The organism is Paraburkholderia nodosa (assembly GCF_001718195.1).
Taxonomy (GTDB): domain Bacteria; phylum Pseudomonadota; class Gammaproteobacteria; order Burkholderiales; family Burkholderiaceae; genus Paraburkholderia; species Paraburkholderia nodosa_A.
Map to the genome: position 1 here is coordinate 66,945 of NZ_MCNV01000029.1, position 18,174 is coordinate 85,118.

Below are 18,174 nucleotides of genomic sequence, written 5' to 3' on the forward strand. Positions count from 1 at the left end.
GACTGACGGAGGCGGGAAGATGTGCGCTCACAGCGAGATCAGCGAGATCAGCGAGATTGCGATGGAATCCGCATCGACACGCGCAAGCCGCGTTGCGTATGCGTGTCGGTGGGTGCCAGACTCACTTCGGCACCCATCCGCTCGGCAATCGTCCGGACGATTGCCAGTCCGAGCCCTGAGCCGATCTGCTCGTTACCCGGGATGCGATAAAACGGATCGAACACACGAGCACGCTCGTGCGGCGAGATGCCCGGGCCGTTGTCGGTAACGGTCAACAGCGCCTGACTTCCTGTCTCCCGGACGGCCAGATTGACTCGTCCCCTGTCTGGCGTGTAGCGAATCGCGTTGTCGACGAGATTCTTGATCAGTGTCGTCAGCTCGATGCTGTCGACGCTCACTCGCACATCCGGCCCGTCTTCGACGCCGATATCAATATGCTTCGCTTCAGCAAGTGGCATCAGGTCTTCGAGCACACGCCGCCAGGTCGCGTGGACCGACACCGGTTCCATGGGCCGCGCTGTCTTCGCCTGTATCCGTGCGAGTGCGAGCAACTGCTCGATCAGATTGCGGCTGCGCTCAAGGCCGCCGCGCAGCGTGGTCAGGCGCGCGCGTGCGTCAACAGGTAGATCCGTCTCGCCGAGCCGCTCCGCCTGCAGCGACATCGCCGTGAGTGGTGAGCGAAGCTCGTGCGCTGCGTCGGCGACGAAGCGGCGCTGCGCATCGACCGACTGCGCCACACGTCCGAGCATCCGGTTGATCGCCACGACGAACGGCCGCACCTCGGCGGGCAGGTGATCGGTCTCGACTGGCTGCAGGTCGTGCTCGCTGCGCGCGTCGATTTCGGCCGACAGCGACGCGACCGGCCGCAGCATCTTGCGTACGAGATCGGCGACGACCAGCAGCAGAATCGGCAGCAGGATGATGAGCGGCATCGCTGTCCGCCATGCGCCTTCGCGCGCGGTGTCATCCCGCACGCCCGCATCCTGGGCGACTGCGATACGCTCGCCGTTCGCGAGCGTGTGAATCAGCACGCGCAGCGTCTGTCCGTCCGCATCGAGCGTATGGAAACCGTCCGGCAGCGTCGCTGCACCGGCGAGTCGCCGGTCGCTGGCAGCAAGCGGCGCCCCGTCGCGGTTCAGCGGTTCGACGATCACGCGCGGTACTTCGTCGCTTTCCGGCGTGCGTGTGGCGCTGCCGGTCGGCGAAGCAGGCATCGGCGCGCTCTGACGATCGAGCAGCGTCGCAATCTGACGCAGCACGTCGTCCTGGAATTCATGTGCCTCGACGTACGCCGACGAGAACGAGAAGGCCGCCGCCGCGGTCGCGACGACCAGGATCGCAACCGAGAGCGCGACTGACAGGCGGAACTGGATCGATTCTTTCAGCCGTTTCTTGACACCATCCATCCGACACCTCTGACGTTCTTGATCACAGTGCTGCCGAGCTTGCGGCGCAGCGAGTGGATCAGGACTTCGACTGCGTTGCTTTCGACTTCCTCGCCCCAGCCGTAGATGCGGTCCTCGAGCTCGCTGCGCGACAGGATCGCGCCGGGGCGTACGAGCAGCGCGCGTAGCAACGAAAACTCACGGTTCGACAACTGTACCGGCGTACACTCGCCGACCGCGACTTCGCGTGTCGCCGGGTCAAGCGACACGATGCCGTTGCTCATCACGGGCGCGGCCGAGCCGACCTGACGCCGGATCGCCACGCGAATCCGCGCGAGCAGTTCGGCCATTTCGAAGGGTTTGAGGATGTAATCGTCGGCGCCGCCGTCGAGCCCGCGCAGGCGGTCGTCGAGGCCGTCTCGCGCGGTGATGATGATGACCGGTACCGCGCTGCCCTTCGCGCGGATGCCGGCCAGCACACCGAGGCCGTCCCGGCCGGGCAGGCCGAGGTCGAGCAGGATCAGGTCATAGCGCTGCGCGGCGAACGCGGTCAGCGCGAGCGCGCCGTCCGTGACGCGATCCGCCGCGTACGACGCGTCCTTCAGCGCAGCCTGGACAGCTTCGCCAATCATCGGGTCGTCTTCGACAAGCAGTATTCGCATGCCTCCACTCCACGAGCGATAGCCGGAATCAGCGTCTGTGATTTTCGCATGCGCGTCACGAGGTCTTGCCGGCGAGCGTGTCGAACGTGTGCAGGAGGTCGTCCATCGCGGCAGTGCAGTCGCTCTGCTGCGGGTGGTCGGCGCGCAGCGCTTCGAGCGCGCGGTCGATCGCCTTGTCGAGTACGTGCCAGTCGCCGGCCGCGCGTGGCTTCAGGCCAGCTTCAGCCTCGTCCCATGCGATCTCGAGATCCTTGATGCGTGTCTTGCCGCCAGCCAGGTCGCCCCTGGCAACGAGAACGGACACATCGGTCGCGATCCTGCGGAACTGGGAGAGGTCGCCGAGCTTCGACGCGCTTGCGGGCGAACCGCCCTGTGCGGCGGCGGACGCCGTGGTCGATGCGGCGGCGCTGCCGGTCTGTCTGGAGCAACCGGCCGCGAGGCCGAGCGCAGCGCACACGGAAACGGCAACGAGCAGACGCGAAAGCGTGGTGGGATAACGCATGAAAAATCCTCGATTCGATGTTGAAAGAAACGTGACGGTCACTCGGCGCTCTCGACGCGCGCGCGGCTACTCGCGCCGATCTGCGCGACGGCGACGAGCACGACGATCACGGTGAGGAACAGCAGGCTCGTCGAAGCGGCCCCCATGCCGAACCCGCCGTAGCTGCGCGACTGCGTGAGCAGGTCGCCGAGCGAGGCCCCGAATGGTCGCGTCAGGATGTACGCGATCCAGAACGTGAGAACCGCGTTCGCGCCGATTCGCCATGCTGTGTAGACCGCAGCCAGCAGGATGCCGAACGACATCGCGCCGAGCGAGAAGCCGAGACCCAGCGCTTCGGTCGCGAGATCCCCGGCGGCCGTGCCGAGCGCGAACGTGCAGAGGATCGCGGCCCAGTAGAACCCTTCGCGACGCGCCGTGTCGATCGCGTCGATCGCCAGGGTGCCCTCGACGCGATACCAGATCGCGAAGAATGCCGCGAGCACAATGGCGAATACGCCCGTGCTGATGTAGAGGCTGACACCGAGGCCGTCGGTGAGCAAATCGGTAATCTGCGTGCCGACGACGCTCACGAGCACGACCGTAAGCCAGTAGATCCATGGTGTGTACCTGCGCGTGCGCATCTGCAGAATGAGCGCGATCGCAAGCAGCGACGTCATCAGCGCGCGCGTTGCGCCTTGTCCCCATCCCGCGTTGACCGCGAGAAAGTCGGCACCAGTCTCGCCGACCGTGGTCGACATGATCTTGATGATCCAGAACGCGAAAGTGATCGCGGGCACCTTGTTGAGCCAGCGTGTCGCCGGTCGATCGGACGTGTAGGTCATGCGGTGGCTCCTCGGAAATCGGGTGACAGACCTGCAGTCTGAACACTCAGACTTAGCAGATCCTTAGCCGGGTTCTTCGGGAGCCGCTTCCCCGCTCATACATTTACGGCAGGTGGGCGTTAAACAGGGGGCATATCGACTTGGGCCGGTTCGTCACTTTCCGGTGGGCCGCTGCGAACGGGCGCTTAATCGCCAGCGCCGAACTTCGGCGACGGCACGTCCGACAAAGGGCTTTTCCTCGGGCAGGTCACGTCGCCGCGTGGCGGTCTGGCGAGCAATGACAACGGATGCGGTTTTCTGATCTGTTGCCCCCGACGTAAGCGTTGACGACGTGTGGGCACACTTCGCCAGGGTCGTTCGTCGGCGGCTTACGCCGAATTTGGGAAAAGGTATAGGAGTTCAGCGTTTGACGAAGTCCAGACGTTCGGCAGCAGCCGACCCCATCCGGTCATACGCAACGGATTGCCCGAAGGCAGCTGTCGGAAGGACAGCGGTCATTCCAGGCTTGCCGCCTGCCGCCTGCCGCCGCTCCATGCGACGCGCTCACGTAAGGCGATAAACCTTGCGCGCGGTCCCGCGGAACAAAGCCTCGCGTTCGCCAGCGCTAGCGTGCGCAGTCAACTTCTTGAAGGCGTTCCAACCGTTGCTGAATGGATAGGAACCCTTGTCCACCGGGAAGTTGCTCTCGAACATGCAGCGCTCTGCACCGAACGCCTCGATACATGTGTACATCCATGGCTTCCATGTTTTGGCCAAATCGTCCGAGGACGACGGACGTTCGCCCTTTTCAAACTCGAAGCCATTAATGCGCATGCCGAGGCCGCCCACCTTCACATAGACATTCGGCAACTGGGCGAGCGTACGCATCGAGCGGGACCAGGCATCAAACACTTCTGCGCGCTGATTTGCATAGCTGGCAATCCGGACCACGCCTCCGCAATGGTTGATGATGAAAGGCGTATCAGGATAGGCCTTCGCCAGGTCGAACAGCTCCGGCAACTGCGGGAAGAATAGCCATGCGTCGTACGACAGGCCCAGCGGAGCCAGTTGTGCGACGCCTGCCCGGTAGCCGGAGTCGAGCAGCAGCCCTCGAGGCGCCGCCGACAATGGATTGACGAGCGTCTGGTCAGCATCCCAGGTAACGAGATGTCGAACGCCACGGAACCGACCATCTCCGGCATGCAGTTCTGCTTCGAGAACATCGCGAACCGCCGCTCCCCTGCGAAGATCTGCATAGCCGACCATACCCTTCGCAACCTCCGGCTTGCTTTTTTGCAAAGGTGCCGTGACGCCAGCAACATACTCGATTTCTCCGACCGGGCGCAGCGACTCAGGACCAGACGGGCGATATCGTGTCAGCCCCTGCATGAACACCGACGCGGTGAGGTTATGGCCCGCTTGCGCGTCCTGAAGATACTCATCGAGAAGATAGGTCCAGCCCGGACGATCATAAAAGTGATGATGCGCGTCGACGATCGGCAGGTCGGGCTCAAGCGCCGCTTCGGTGCCGGAAGCGAGCCAGTCAGCCCGAACGGAAAGATAGTTGCTGGTTGTACTCACGGGATGCGTTTCCTCTCTTGCAAATGCCTGACGCAGAGTGACAGCGGGGAAAATCAATGATGCTGCGGCAGCGCCAATCAGCTGCCGGCGCCGCGGCGAAGGGCATTTGTTCATTCCTGTTCCCCGCGGCCAAAGGCATAAAGCGACAAGGTCAGCAAAGTCGTGATGCCTAGCACGATCGAAAGACCAATCATGCCGGCCGAGAACGTACCGAAACTGTCCTTCAGATAACCCACCAGGTACGGTCCCGCAAATCCGCCGAGCGCACCAATGGAGTTAATGAAGGCGAGGCCACCCGCAGCCGCCTGTCCGGAAAGGAACCGGGCCGGGAGCGTATAGAAGATCGTGCGGCCCGCAATCGTACCGATCAACGCCAGCGTAATGCCGGTCATGGCCGGAACCAGTTGATGGAAATACGTCGAGACACCCAGCGCAATCGCACCAATCAAAAGCCCTGCGGCGAGATTGGCGATCGGGCCGCCGCGACGATCGACCCGCTTTGCCCACCAGAGCAATGCGATTGTGGCAAAGAAATAAGGCACGGCCGACATCCAGCCGGTCTGCGTCACGCTCATCCCGTGAGCCCTCAGCATCTGAGGCAGCCAGATACCGATGCCGTAAGAGCCCATCGTGAAGCCGAAGGAGATCATCGCAAGAATGTAGGTGCGTACGTCCTTCAACGCTGCGACGAAATTTTTCTTTTTCTGACCGGACGCGCCTTCCCGATCGAACGCGCCTTGAAGAGCTTGCCGTTCCTCCTGGGACAACCACTTCGCATCGGCGGGTTTGTCCGCCAACATTTTCAGTACCAGAAAACCGAGGACACACGCGGGCAGTCCTTGAACGATGAACATCCACCGCCAGCCCGCCAGTCCCAGGACACCGTCCATATGGAGCAGTCCCGCGGACAGCGGACCACCGACGAGCGACGACAGCGGCGTGGAGACGGTGAACCATGCGAGCACGCGAGTGCGATAGCTAGCCGGAAACCAGACCGCGAGAAAAAAGATCACACCCGGAAAGAAGCCGGCCTCACCGATACCGAGCAGCAGGCGGATCACGTAGAAGCTTTTTGGCCCCACGGCGAGCGCGGTTGCCGCTGCGAAAAAGCCCCACGTGATCATGATGCGGGCAAGCCAGCGTCGCGCGCCGAAGCGGTATAGCGCCAGGTTGCTCGGAACCTCGAACACACAGTACCCGGCGAACATGATGCCCGCACCCCAGCCGAATTGCGTGGCGCTCAAGCCAAGATCGTGATTCATCGTCAACGCCGCGAAACCGACGCTGGTGCGATCAAGATAATTGAAGAAATACGCAAGCGCGAGTAGCGGAATGAACCGCCACGCGGCTTTTCTAACCGCAGACTGCTCGACGGTGGAAGCCACCACGCTGCCTGTCGTGGTGTTCGATGAAATGGATGTCATGTCTCGTCTCCAGACGAATCAAGGCGCGCAGAAGGCTCAGTGGCCTCTGCGGCTCGGTGATTCTTTGTGGGTGTTGCAACGTCAGGCGCTGGCGAGTTCGTTCGCCGATGGGTTCGACGCATCGCCAGGCTGAGCGTCCTGACACTTGACGATCCCGGCCTCGGTCAACTGCCTGAGATCCTCCGGCGTGTAGCCGAGACCCGTCAGCAGCGCCTGGGTATCCTGACCCAGCGAAGGCGGCGCCGCACGCAGGTGCAGACGCTCACCGCCAAGCGTCAAAGGCAGCAGCGCAGTCCGCGTCGCAATAGCCTGCCCTGCGCCGCTTGCGTCGGGCGGCAAAGTCACCTCGGCGAGTCCGCCGGTAGCGAGCAGGTGCGGATCATCGAACAGATCCTGCGGTTTCGTGATCGGCGCATACGGCAGACCGCAGCGCTCGAAGATTGCGCTGATCTCGGCAGCCGAGAACGCTTCCATATGTTTTCGAAGCTGCGGCAACAACCATTCACGGGCCTGCACACGCTGATTGTTGGAAGCGATCCGCTCATCAGCCTTGAGTTCTGCAAGCCCGAAAGCGTCGCAAAACAGGTGCCATTGCGTATCCGAGACAACCGCGAGGAAGATCTGCTCGCCGTTTTTGACCGAGAACACGTCATAGACCGCCCATGCTGAAATGCGGCTCGGCATCGGTGCCGCGGCCTTACCGGTCACCGCGTACTGCATCATGTGCTGGGCGACGAGAAATACATTGTTCTCGAACAGCGCGCTCTGTACTTCCTGACCACGCCCCGTGCGTACGCGTTGAGCCAGCGCTGCCATCGCACCGATCGCGCCGAACATTCCACCCATGATGTCGTTGACACTCGTCCCTGCTCGCAACGGTCTGCCGTCGGGTCCGGTCATATAAGCGAGGCCGCCCATCATCTGCACGACCTCGTCGAGCGCGGTGCGATGATCGTACGGGCCGGGCAGAAAGCCCTTATGCGACACGTAGACAAGACGCGGATTGAGCCTGGACAGCGCGGCGTAACCGAGGCCGAGCTTATCCATCGTGCCGCTCTTGAAATTTTCGCTGAAAACGTCTGCACCACCAAGAAGCTTGTGCACGATTTCGACGCCGCGCGGATCTTTTACGTCGACCGCGATACTCTTCTTGTTGCGGTTGAACGTGCTGAAGAAGCCCGCGCCGGAACCGCGCAAAACACGTGTGCTGTCGCCGGATATAGGCTCGACCTTGATCACTTCCGCGCCCAGGTCCGCCAGCACCATGCCGCATGTCGGCCCCATCACCATGTGCGTCATCTCGACGACGCGTACGCCGCCATACGGCAGATTCTGGTTTGCTTGCACGTCGCTCATTGCGCTACTCCAATCAGGCAGCCTTCCGGTTGCGGCGCGCTGGGCGCGCGGCCATCCGCATACGCGAATCCCTTTGGAAGACCCGCGTCCTGCACGTGTCCATATAACGCTTCGCCAGGCAGTGCCTCCGCGAGAATGGCGCGCGCGGCAATGAGCCTGTCGATGTCCACACCGGTGTCGTAGCCCATCGCTTCGAGCAGAAACGCCAGATCCTCGGTCACGATGTTGCCGGTGGCGCCTGGCGCATAAGGACAGCCGCCCAGGCCGGCCTGACTCGAATCAATTGTCGTCACACCGACCTCGAGCGCGGCGACGACGTTCGCTAAACCCTGTCCGCGCGTGTTATGGAAATGTGCGCCGCCAGCCTTCGCGCCGAATTCCGATTGCAACCGACGGAACAGTCGGCGAACCTGTGCCGGATTCGCATAGCCGCCGGTATCGGAGAGGCCAATTTCGTCGACGCCGCTCTCGGCCATTGCCTGGCACATGCGCATCGTTTGATCGTCGCTCACGGTGCCCGCAATCGTGCAGCCGAAGGCAACGGAAACGCCTGCCTCGATTTGCACGCCCGGAAACTGTTCGTTGCGAAGCGCGACGATATTGCGGACTTCTTCGATCATCTGCTCGTTGGTTTTCCGGATATTGGCCAGCGAATGTTCGTTGGTCACCGAAACGGGAAGCGTCACCTTATGCACACCCGCTTCGAAGGCGCTCTGGCTTCCACGAAGATTTGGTGCGAGAACCGCGACGTGCAGATCCGGGATTGAGAGGGCATGCACCACGACTTCGCGGATGTCAGCCATCTGCGGCAGCAACTTCGCCGGCACGAACGATCCCACTTCGATTTCCTTGATTCCCGCAGCCGCGAGTGCGGAAATCCATCGCAGCTTCGCAGCAGTGGGCATGACGCTCTTGATGCTTTGTAGACCGTCGCGCGGCCCGACCTCGCTGATCAGCACCTTCGGACTTGAAGTGCTCATATTTGGCTCCTTAGTTCTGGCAGACAGACCAATGTTGCGTTAGACAGAACTATAGGCGCATCCAAACACCCGCGAAAGCGGGGTAAACCCACGGAAATAGAACTTGAGTTCTGTCAGATAGAACGATACGATGCCACTTATGATCAAGACGACCAAACACGCCGTGACCGCTGATGCCCTTTCAACGCCTGAGCCATCCGACACTGCCAATGACAGTTCCAGCGGCGTAGCTGTGCTCGACCGTGCGTTCGCCATCCTCAACGCGTTCGGGCCGACCGACGACCAGTTGACGCTTACCGAACTCTCGCGGCGCACGGGGTTGTACAAAAGCACGGCCTTGCGCCTGCTGGGCGCGCTGGAGCATGGAGGCTTCATCCGAAAAATGAGTGACGGGCAGTACGGCGTCGGCCACCAGCCACTACGGCTCGCCGCGCTCTATCAGCGATCCTTCCAGGTCGGGCCCGTTATCGAGCCGTTGCTTCAGCAATTGAGCCGCGACCTGGGGGAAACGGCGTCGTTCTATGTGCGGCAGGGCGATCATCGACTGGTGCTCTATCGTGTCGAGCCGACGAGGAGCGTGCGTGTGTCAATTCGCGTCGGCGAAGAGTTCCCGATCGACAAAGGTGCCTCCGGCAAGGTGCTGCTCGCTTTCACTGAGGCACAGGATCCTCGCTGGAGCGAAGTGCGCGACGCTCTTTGGGCGGCGTCTTTTGGTGAACGCGATCCCGAAACCGCTTCGACGTCCGTCCCCGTGTTCGACTCGACTGGCGAGTTGGTGGGTGCGCTCACGCTGTCGGGACCGAAAGAGAGATTTTGTACTCCTTCGACCATCGACGCGGCCGTTGCGGCCTTACTTGTCAGTGCAAAACGCGCGACCGTTGCGCTCGGCGGCAAGGGTGGTCGATACGATGCCAGCATCGCGGAATTTGCTAATAGAAGCTGAAGTGGGGACGCTCACGGCGGTCGCTCGTGAATGGTCGACCGCTCGCATTGAATTGCCGAACTGCCATGTCAAGCCCGGCGCGATTTCGGGGACGATGGTACTGGTACTGCGACCCGCGCCCACAAGTGCTCGTCCAGATTCCCGGCCGACCGGTCAGGCCTAGTGGCACGAAACGGGACGCTACCTGCGCGCTCGTTCGCCGCCAGGCGGCGGAGTAACTGTTTGCGGCCTCGGGTCGAAAGGCCGCGAACGCTACCAAAGCTGACGGTCAGGCAGGCAGAGCTAAGGTCTGTTTCTGGCCGAGACCAGCAGTTCGCCGTACGACTGTCGGTAAGCAATGGGGCTACCCCGCGACCGCTGCGAACCGGGCGCGGGCCGACACTGCTGCGACGACGTCGCCCCAACAGCCCGGGTTGGCTGACCGGTGGCGTGATGACAATGCGCCGCCGCACCGCGGGCATCCGCGATGCCTGGCCGGCGTGGATGCGTTCCAGCCAGCACGTGCGGTTCGGACTGAGCCGCGCGCGCCTGCCATGGTGACGGGTACACCCTGGCAAAAAAACTGCCGACAGGGCAGCCAAAGCATTCATCGCGTGTCGCCCGGCGTCCGGTCCATGCATCGCGCCTCGGATAAAATGCCGGGACTGCGACACTGGCCGAAATGCCTCACGAGCGCGGCGTAGCGCTGAACGTCGACGGCAACGGAAACGCCAGCGCGAGTGAACTGCATCGCGGTTGCCGCATACTGCACGGACAAATCATGAAATTCGATCATCCTGATCCCGAACTCAACAATCCGTTAACTGACGAAGAGCTGGAATTCCTCGAACGCTTTCTTTCGGGCAATGCCGTCTGCGACGATGCGATGGGTGCGGTCATGTTGCATGGATTTCTGACTGCCGTCATCTCCGGACCGAACGCGATCATGCCGGGCGCGATCCTTCCCTGGATCTGGGATGCCAGGCACGCAACCCGTCAACCCAGATTCCTGTCGGCAGGCCGGGCTCGCAAGGTCACAGGACTGATTTTTCAGTACTGGAACGACATCAACGACACCCTGAATCAATGCCCCGACCTGTTCGAACTCCCGCTGCGCACGAGCGTATACGAGGGCGAAGAGGTTCCCGTCCTCGACGAATGGTGCGAGGGGTATTGCAAGGGCATCGACATCGACCGGGAGGCCTGGGAGCCGCTGATCGAACGGCACCCCTGGTGGTTCAATATCATCCTGCTGTTCGGCACCGCCTCCGGATACGAGGAGTTGGCGCGACGGGACTACACGGTCGGGCAACGCCGGTCGTTTGTCCTCCAGCTCGCAGCATCGGTACTCAATATCCATCGCTACGTGTGTGAGGAACGTCGGAGATCGCTGGAGCAGGGCGAGCAGCCAGGTGCGATTCCGGCGGGTTCGTGGTCGAAAGCCAAGCCGGCGACGCAGATCACCGCGAGGAATCGGGCCGCGCGGGACGGGAGCGTGTCCAAAGATGTGTTCCTCGTGGATTCGATCGGTCGACTGACGGACGACGCGTTTCACCCGCTGGCATTGTCCCCGCTGGCTACGCGCATCACGCGTGGCGGCACGTCTGTCGATGCGCACATCTATCGCGCCGGCGATGAAGGTCGCGACGGCTGGATACTGGAAATCATCGACGCGTCCGGGACGTCCACCGTCTGGGACGAGCCGTTCCCGACCGATGGGGCTGCGCTGGCCGAAGCATTCAGCACGGTCAACATGCGCGACATCGCCCCGGTAACCGGTAACGGACCGGCGCCCGCGTCGCAATGCTGAGCGCGCCCGCACCCGGAAGGGCCTGGCGTTGCGCGCGGTGAACGGATGCGTTGCCCGGCGATGTCATGTGACGTGCTGCGAAACAATCCGTCCCACGACCAGGACCGGTCATTTTTCCCACGGCGCAGCCGATACGTGATCGTTTCCGTCTGCATTTGAAACCGGGCCTTCCCCATCATCTGTTCATGTCCTTGACCGATACCGATCGCCTCTCGCCAAGAATCACCCCGGCCGGCCATCTGCTTGCCGCACCCGACATCGAGGCGCCTGCATTACCCGATGACGTAGCGCTGGGCGCAGCTTTCGCGCGCGGCGCCGGTCACGGGCTGCTCTATCTGGGAAGCGCGACCATCGGGCGGGCATTGCCGCCCGCCTGGGCGTGGTGGCGAGAACTGGGAGCCCGCTATGTCACGGCCCTGTGCACTACGACGGAAAGTGGGGAAATCGCGGTCGCAGAGCCAGACCCAACGGAGCTCGGCACACTGATCGACGACGCGCCACCCATGACGGGTGCTGAATATCTCACTCCGGATGTTCTGGCGGCACTGTGGAGCGAAATCGATGGCGCCCTGCGCGACGAGCTCGCTGAATCGGGAGAGTCACTTCAGGCATTCCTCAGGTCGCGTCATCCTGCATGGAATCTGGTGGGCCGGGTTCACTTCAACCTTGCCGAAAACCGCAAGGATCCCGAAGCACCTTTCGCGTTCCTGGCTACATACGCTGCGCGCCTGTCGGCCCATGGCAAGACGCAGCATCAACCCCTTTCGCGGGCGCTCGAAGAGTTCTCCGGTGCGCGCAACAAGGCACAGCTTCTCTCCCTCCTGATGCCGGTCCAGCGTGCCGCTGAACGCTGCGACTGGTTGCGCGCGATGGTTGAATCGCGCGAAATCTACCACCCGTTGCGCTGGATGCCGGCCGACGCGTTTCGCCTGCTCTCCGATTTGCCGGCCCTGGAATCGGCCGGCATCATGGTTCGACTACCGGCGAGCTGGGCCGCGGGACGCCCCGCGCGGCCCGCGGTCAGGGCGAGCGTCGGGACGCGGCCTCCGTCACGCCTGGGCAGGGAAGCACTGCTCGACTTCAGGATGGAGGTGTCGCTCGATGGCGAGGCGTTGAGTCCGGCCGAGATCCGGAGTCTGCTCAAGGGGGCCGACGGCCTTCAGTGGATTCGCGGGCGCTGGATCGAGGTGGACACGAAGAGGCTGGGCCGCCTGCTTCAGCGCTTTGAAGGTCTGGAAAAGGCCGCGCAGGCGGGACTGCCGCTGAACGATGCGCTGCGTCTGCTGGCGGGCGTCTCCGGTGATGAAGATGACGCGTTCGGCGAGCGCGACTGGGCGCAGGTCGTGGCTGGCGACTGGCTTGCACAGATGCTGCAGCAGTTGCGCCAGCCGGAAGGGCTGGCGCAGGTCGATCCGGGTCCCGATCTGAAAGCGCAGCTTCGACCGTACCAGCAGGCCGGTGTGCGCTGGCTCTACCTGCTCAGCCAGCTCGGGCTCGGAGCGTGTCTTGCCGACGATATGGGTCTCGGAAAGACGATGCAGGTCCTCTCCCTGCTACTGATCCTCAGGCGCGACCCGGTCGACCCGCGCCCGAGCCTGCTGGTCGCCCCGGCGTCCCTGCTGGCAAACTGGGCCGCGGAAGCGGAGCGTTTCGCGCCGGGCCTGCGCGTGCTGGTGGTGCACCCGTCCATGACGCCTGCCGACGAACTGCGCGCCCTGGACAGCGCCCGGCTCGCGCAGACGGACCTCGTTATTACCAGCTTCGGCTCGCTGCTGCGCCAGCCCGTTCTGGAAACAATGCAATGGCGCGTCGCCATTGTCGACGAGGCCCAGGCGATCAAGAACCCCGGCGCGCGGCAGACGAAACAGGTGAAGAAGCTTCAGGCCCGCTCACGCATCGCCCTGACGGGCACCCCGGTGGAAAATCGCCTGTCGGATCTGTGGTCCATTTTCGATTTCACGCATCCCGGCCTGCTGGGCTCGGCGAAGGACTTTGCCGGTCTGACCCGGCGTCTGGCAAAAGCCGAACATTTCGGCCCGCTTCGCACTCTTGTGCGGCCCTACATCCTTCGTCGCCTGAAAACAGACCGGCGTGTCATTACCGATCTCCCGGAAAAAACCGAACTCAAGGCGTGGTGTCACCTGAGCCCCATCCAGGCCGCCCTGTACGAACGCGCGGTCAAGGACCTGGCTGCGGCGCTCGATGGTACCGAGGGCATTGAACGTAAAGGGATCGTATTAAGCTACCTGATGCGGTTCAAGCAGATCTGCAACCATCCGTCCCAGTGGCTTGGCGATGCGGCGTGGCAGCCGGAAGCCAGCGGCAAATTCGCGCGGTTGCGCGAACTGGTCGACGTGATCGCAGCGAAACAGGAAAAGGTGCTCGTGTTTACGCAGTTCCGCGAAACCACGGAGCCCCTGGCTGCCCACCTCGGCTCGCTTTTTGGCCGGGAAGGTCTGATTCTCCACGGTGGAACGCCCGTCGCCAAACGCCGCGAACTCGTCCGGCAATTCCAGGAAGATGAATCGGTTCCGTTCTTTGTGCTTTCGCTCAAGGCGGGCGGCGCGGGGTTGAATCTCACTGCCGCCTCCCACGTGATCCACTTCGATCGCTGGTGGAATCCGGCGGTCGAGAATCAGGCGACGGACCGGGCATTCCGCATTGGCCAGCGCAGGAATGTTCTGGTACACAAGTTCGTTTGCCGGGGTACGGTCGAGGACCGGATCGATCAGTTAATCGAAACAAAGCAGCAGCTGGTGAAGGATGTGCTTGAGGGCGGCGCGGAGCTGCTGCTGACCGAGATAAGTGACCGCGAACTGCTCGATCTGGTCAGGCTCGATATCCATTCCGCGCAGGCAAACTGATCAGGGAGAGGAACGCCGATGGCTGACTACGGTGGATGGAAACCCTACGTCCCGGTGGCCGAGCGCAGAAAGCAGGCGGAGCAACTGGTTGCGAAAGCGATCAAGTCCGGCAAGACGCTGTCGCCCATCGCACCCTATCGAGGGGCCATTGCGAAGACCTTCTGGGGCAAGGCATGGTGCGATAACCTTGAGCACTACAGTGACTACGCCAGTCGCCTGCCACGCGGTCGCACCTATGTGCGCAATGGTTCCGTGATCGATCTTCAGATTTCGACGGGCAGGATCCGCGCACAGGTCATGGGGTCCAGCGTGTACGAGATCGAAATCGATGTCACAGCCTGCCCGGAAAAACAGTGGCGGGCGTTGAGTGTCGAGTGCGCATCGTCGGTTGACTCCATGGTCGAACTGCTGCAGGGCAAGCTGTCGGCTGCGGTGATGGGCCGCATCTGCAAGCCGGGCAGCGGGCTCTTCCCCGCGCCGAAGGAGATCAAACTCGGCTGCAACTGCCTGGACTGGGCGGCGATGTGCAAGCACGTCGCCGCCGTACTCTATGGCGTCGGCGCGCGGCTCGACCAGCAGCCAGAATTGCTCTTTACGTTACGTGGTGTCGACCCTGGCGATCTCGTCAGCAGCACCGGTGCGAACCTCTCCGGGGCAGGAGCCGGCCTGGCGTCCGGCAAGGTACTCGACAACGTGGACCTGGGGGATGTGTTCGGGATCGTTATCGACACGGAGCCCTTTGCCGATGCGCCCCCGGCCCGGAGCAAGCGCACGCGCAAGGAAACCGCCTCACAAAAGGCACGCACGCCGGGATCGACGGCATCGGAGGCGTCTTCGAACGCGAAAGTGACACCGAAAGGCAAGGCCGTGCCGCCAGACGTGAAAGCCAGTGCTTCTGCCGTGAAGAAGCCAAAGGGTAAAACCGACCCCGGCGTCTCGAAGGCGACACGTTCGGCTGCATCCCCAAAGCCCACTGTGCGTGCGCCCGCTGCATCGAAAACCGCGAAACGCCGCGGGTGATGTCTGCGGCGACGCATCACCGCCTGGTCCGGCGACTGATCGCGCTCTCGAAGTTTGCAACTGTTACGGAAAGCACTGTGTCGAACAGCGCAACTTCAGTCATGCGAAGGGAAACTGTTCACCGAATTCGCCGATATGGCAAAGATGCGATGCACCACTACTCGCGCCATCCTGCCAGCAGTGCAACTGGATGGCCGGAGGTTCGAGCAACGACGCGGGATTCGCATTTGGCTGGAGTCGCAATGCAATCTGCGTTGTCGTAACTTGGGCAGGTCAACACGGGTACGGCGCCAGGACGCGCGTGCAACGCGCGATGAACGTGCCCGGTGACGATGCGCTCAACGTTGTGATGTCCGGATAGAAGAAGTCGCAAGGCGTCAGTCGTCTGCATGCCGAAAAGTTCGAGATGGGGGATGCCGGTGCGAAACGGCGGATGACGCATGGATGACAACCGGTCGGTTCACGTATTCGACGAGCTCGCGTTCCAGCCACAACTGCGCCGCCGGACCGGTTTCACCGTGGCGGGAGCCTGGGACTCTTGTGTCTATCGCAAGGATGCGCACATAGCCGACATCGACGCCGAAAATTGAGTCCACCCGCGCATGTTAGCCGCGGTTGATTGTCGAGCGCGCCGCGCAGACATCTGCGGTCATCGTTGGTTGCCGGGTAAGACCATATTGGGGTGCGTCAACTGCGCCAGCAGTTGCAGCATTTCGTATTCTTCCGGGAGACCCTCGTCCGTGAGATCTCCGGTTATCAGGACGAGCCGAGGCTCTGGATTCAGGCGGTTCGATCCTGTGGCCGCTGTAGCGAACGCCGCGCCACCGCCGCGCTCGCAGTAGAGATGTTAGAGCGGACCTAAATGGCTGGCGCCGCGCCAGTAGCGCAACCGCGGGGCCGAGGCGCCCCGCGTTTTCTCCCTTTCGCGTGAGCTACCCGGACGCGATGGTCTGCTTCCGTCCTCAGACGCTAAATCCCGCAACTCGCATCATCTGGCGCGACACTGCGCTGCCAGAGCCTTGCGCATCGAATTGTGCGCGAAGGCTCGCGTCTGCCTTGCGGGTCACGCCGCGGTGCATGGCCACAATTAAAGCGAAAAGGGCGACGAGAAACATCGGTGTGGCAAACATCGTATTGCTCCCGGATGTTGGAACCGGGTATGTGTTCGGCGATGGTCGTGTGCGATCGCGTTGCACTGTCGTCGGAGATCGCGGTCCCATCCCCTCGCGTGACCCCGCCAAGGCCTTCACGATGCCCGGATTGCGTCGGTCGGGGCTAGGTGCAGTTCCCTCAAGGCCATGCGCCGCCCACGTGAATCGCGTCTGTCTCTGCGTAGACTGTCATCCACCGCAGTACCGGTCACCGTAAGGCTCCCATAAATAATATGTCGCAATATGACATATGCAGGTGCGCGGCTCAACGACGAGGATGCCGAAGTCGACTCGCAACGGATGGCTGGGACTGTGTTTGTCTATGTGCTGACGCTCTGGGTCGATGAGGTCGATGAACTGATCTTCCTGCATGCCGCGTTTCCGCGTTGGGTGGAAGTGGAACTATCTTCCGACTGGCATCCGGCTTTTGAGTACGCTGTTGCTGGGCTCGGACGGTGCGATCGGGCTGCTGGTCTCCGCCTTGCTGGTCGATTTCTTTCATTACTTCCCGAACGACCCCGTGCGGGCAATCGCGGGCGCGATCTTCAGTTCGGCCGGCCCGTACGCGGTCCATCGCCTCGCCCTGGAACGCTATGGCCTGAAGGCGTCGCTGACGAATCTCACGCCAAGGCGCCTTATAGTGCTCGCGCTTGCTGTCGCACTCACGAACTCGACGCTGCATCATCTCTGGTTCGCAATGACGGGCAGTACGCAGGACATCCTGCAGAGTTTCTTCACGATGTTTGTGGGCGATCTGCTGGGCGCGCTGATTCTCGTCTATATCGTGAAGGGCACGCTTGCCCTGCTGCCCAGGCATCCCAGCCAGTCCTCACGCATGACCGACGGCATGTTCAGGATCCGGCTAGCCCTTGATCTCGCCTACAACAACCGCCTGGCTTGACGGCAGATATGGGGCGCACGGCCCGTCCGGGCTCGAACAGGGCCGTTGAAGGCTCTCACACTTGCGGGATTGAGGGCGTGAGTCGGGGCAGGCCGCCCAGCATTGAGTGCGCCTAGCGGTCGTCGCGAATCGCGACACTGCAGCCTGGGTGCAACACAACGTCGAGACGCACGATGGCGACAATCGTACATAGCGCCACGAGACGGGCTGCGATTGCGCCTCATCGCAACCCCTTCGTCACGCTAGCGTGGAGCCTGATTGTTATATGCATTCGTTAGTGCAACGTGAATGCTGAACATCCCGTTCGTGAGGCGGGAATCGCCTGGCCGTTTCGGGAGCAAAGCCAGCAATCCCTTCATCGCATACAGCATGATTAGCGTGCCGGCGAGGTCGCCCACAAACATGCTGAACAGGCTTTCGGAGAAATGCCCCGTCGCACCGGTCAACGCAAACCAGAGGTGATGTAACAGCGGATTCGCGACCGAATACGCGACGGCGAGCACAAGAAGCCGGGTCGGCGAGTGTCAGCGGGCGGAGTTATAGAGCCAATTCGGGGGCGGCGTAATCGGGCCACCTGATGGGCGGCGCAATAGAGCCAGTCCAGGGGCGGCGTAATCGAGCCACTGCATGGGCGGCGCAAAGGAGCCACCCTGCGGGCGGCGTGCAGAAGCCAGCGGTAGCGGGCACAAGCGCAATTCGAACTTTCCAAGTCGGTACGCTCCGTTCATTTGAACGGAGCGCCTATGGCCAACAGGAGGTTCGAGTTGTTTGAGTATCGTCACATCCTTGTGCGCATGCGACGCGGTGATTCCGACC

16 protein-coding genes are annotated in these 18,174 nt (G+C 62.4%); 6 read left to right on the forward strand and 10 right to left on the reverse strand.

Features of this window, described 5'->3' with window-relative positions; translation table 11 throughout:
- Positions 1-47 precede the first annotated feature (47 nt).
- The 8 genes from BFD71_RS32715 to BFD71_RS32750 form a co-directional block, all read right to left on the reverse strand.
- The gene (locus BFD71_RS32715) at positions 48-1,406 is read right to left on the reverse strand and encodes a sensor histidine kinase (RefSeq protein ID WP_069268396.1); all 1,359 of its coding nucleotides are present in this window, start codon (positions 1,404-1,406) and stop codon (positions 48-50) included.
- Positions 1,382-2,047, reverse strand: coding sequence for a response regulator (locus tag BFD71_RS32720; RefSeq protein WP_069268397.1), 666 nt, complete (start codon positions 2,045-2,047; stop codon positions 1,382-1,384). The genes BFD71_RS32715 and BFD71_RS32720 overlap by 25 nt, the downstream gene beginning before the upstream one ends.
- A gap of 55 nt (positions 2,048-2,102) precedes the next feature.
- Complete coding sequence (locus BFD71_RS32725; protein ID WP_069268398.1) at positions 2,103-2,549, reverse strand: hypothetical protein; 447 nt, start codon at positions 2,547-2,549, stop codon at positions 2,103-2,105.
- A 38-nt stretch (positions 2,550-2,587) separates the two neighbouring features.
- A complete protein-coding gene (locus BFD71_RS32730) occupies positions 2,588-3,370 on the reverse strand; it encodes a COG4705 family protein (protein WP_069268399.1) in 783 nt (260 codons plus the stop codon).
- Positions 3,371-3,913: 543 nt separating this feature from the next.
- Positions 3,914-5,044, reverse strand: coding sequence for an amidohydrolase family protein (locus BFD71_RS32735; protein ID WP_069268400.1), 1,131 nt, complete (start codon positions 5,042-5,044; stop codon positions 3,914-3,916).
- Positions 5,041-6,354 (reverse strand): MFS transporter, encoded by a 1,314-nt coding sequence (locus tag BFD71_RS32740; protein WP_069268401.1) that lies wholly within the window; start codon positions 6,352-6,354, stop codon positions 5,041-5,043. The genes BFD71_RS32735 and BFD71_RS32740 overlap by 4 nt, the downstream gene beginning before the upstream one ends.
- 81 nt (positions 6,355-6,435) lie before the next feature.
- A complete protein-coding gene (locus BFD71_RS32745) occupies positions 6,436-7,710 on the reverse strand; it encodes a CaiB/BaiF CoA transferase family protein (protein WP_069268402.1) in 1,275 nt (424 codons plus the stop codon).
- Positions 7,707-8,690 carry a hydroxymethylglutaryl-CoA lyase gene (locus BFD71_RS32750; protein ID WP_069268403.1) on the reverse strand — a complete coding sequence of 328 codons (984 nt, stop codon included), beginning with the start codon at positions 8,688-8,690 and terminating at the stop codon, positions 7,707-7,709. Before BFD71_RS32750 ends, BFD71_RS32745 begins: the two co-directional genes overlap by 4 nt.
- Before the next feature lie 139 nt (positions 8,691-8,829).
- Here BFD71_RS32750 and BFD71_RS32755 point away from each other — a divergent pair, with 139 nt between their 5' ends.
- From BFD71_RS32755 to BFD71_RS41645, 5 genes are all read left to right on the forward strand, one after another.
- Positions 8,830-9,633: an IclR family transcriptional regulator gene (locus BFD71_RS32755; RefSeq protein ID WP_069268404.1), complete on the forward strand. Its 804-nt coding sequence runs from the start codon at positions 8,830-8,832 to the stop codon at positions 9,631-9,633.
- Between the two features lie 760 nt (positions 9,634-10,393).
- Positions 10,394-11,422 (forward strand): UPF0149 family protein, encoded by a 1,029-nt coding sequence (locus BFD71_RS32760; RefSeq protein ID WP_069268412.1) that lies wholly within the window; start codon positions 10,394-10,396, stop codon positions 11,420-11,422.
- A gap of 185 nt (positions 11,423-11,607) precedes the next feature.
- Positions 11,608-14,286 carry a DEAD/DEAH box helicase gene (locus BFD71_RS32765; RefSeq protein ID WP_069268405.1) on the forward strand — a complete coding sequence of 893 codons (2,679 nt, stop codon included), beginning with the start codon at positions 11,608-11,610 and terminating at the stop codon, positions 14,284-14,286.
- 18 nt (positions 14,287-14,304) lie between these two features.
- Positions 14,305-15,306, forward strand: a complete 1,002-nt coding sequence (locus BFD71_RS32770) for a hypothetical protein (RefSeq protein ID WP_069268406.1) — start codon at positions 14,305-14,307, stop codon at positions 15,304-15,306.
- Positions 15,307-15,746: 440 nt separating this feature from the next.
- The gene (locus tag BFD71_RS41645; protein WP_176732990.1) at positions 15,747-15,896 is read left to right on the forward strand and encodes a hypothetical protein; all 150 of its coding nucleotides are present in this window, start codon (positions 15,747-15,749) and stop codon (positions 15,894-15,896) included.
- A gap of 59 nt (positions 15,897-15,955) precedes the next feature.
- Here the strand turns inward: BFD71_RS41645 and BFD71_RS42910 are convergent, their stop codons facing one another.
- A complete protein-coding gene (locus tag BFD71_RS42910) occupies positions 15,956-16,090 on the reverse strand; it encodes a metallophosphoesterase family protein (RefSeq protein ID WP_176732992.1) in 135 nt (44 codons plus the stop codon).
- Positions 16,091-16,268: 178 nt separating this feature from the next.
- Complete coding sequence (locus tag BFD71_RS41655; protein ID WP_176732991.1) at positions 16,269-16,436, reverse strand: hypothetical protein; 168 nt, start codon at positions 16,434-16,436, stop codon at positions 16,269-16,271.
- A gap of 448 nt (positions 16,437-16,884) precedes the next feature.
- On the opposite strand from BFD71_RS41655, the gene BFD71_RS32775 reads away from it, so the two are divergent.
- Entirely contained in the window at positions 16,885-17,358 is a 474-nt protein-coding gene (locus BFD71_RS32775; protein ID WP_256095013.1) for a hypothetical protein, read from the forward strand.
- Positions 17,359-18,174: the final 816 nt, after the last annotated feature.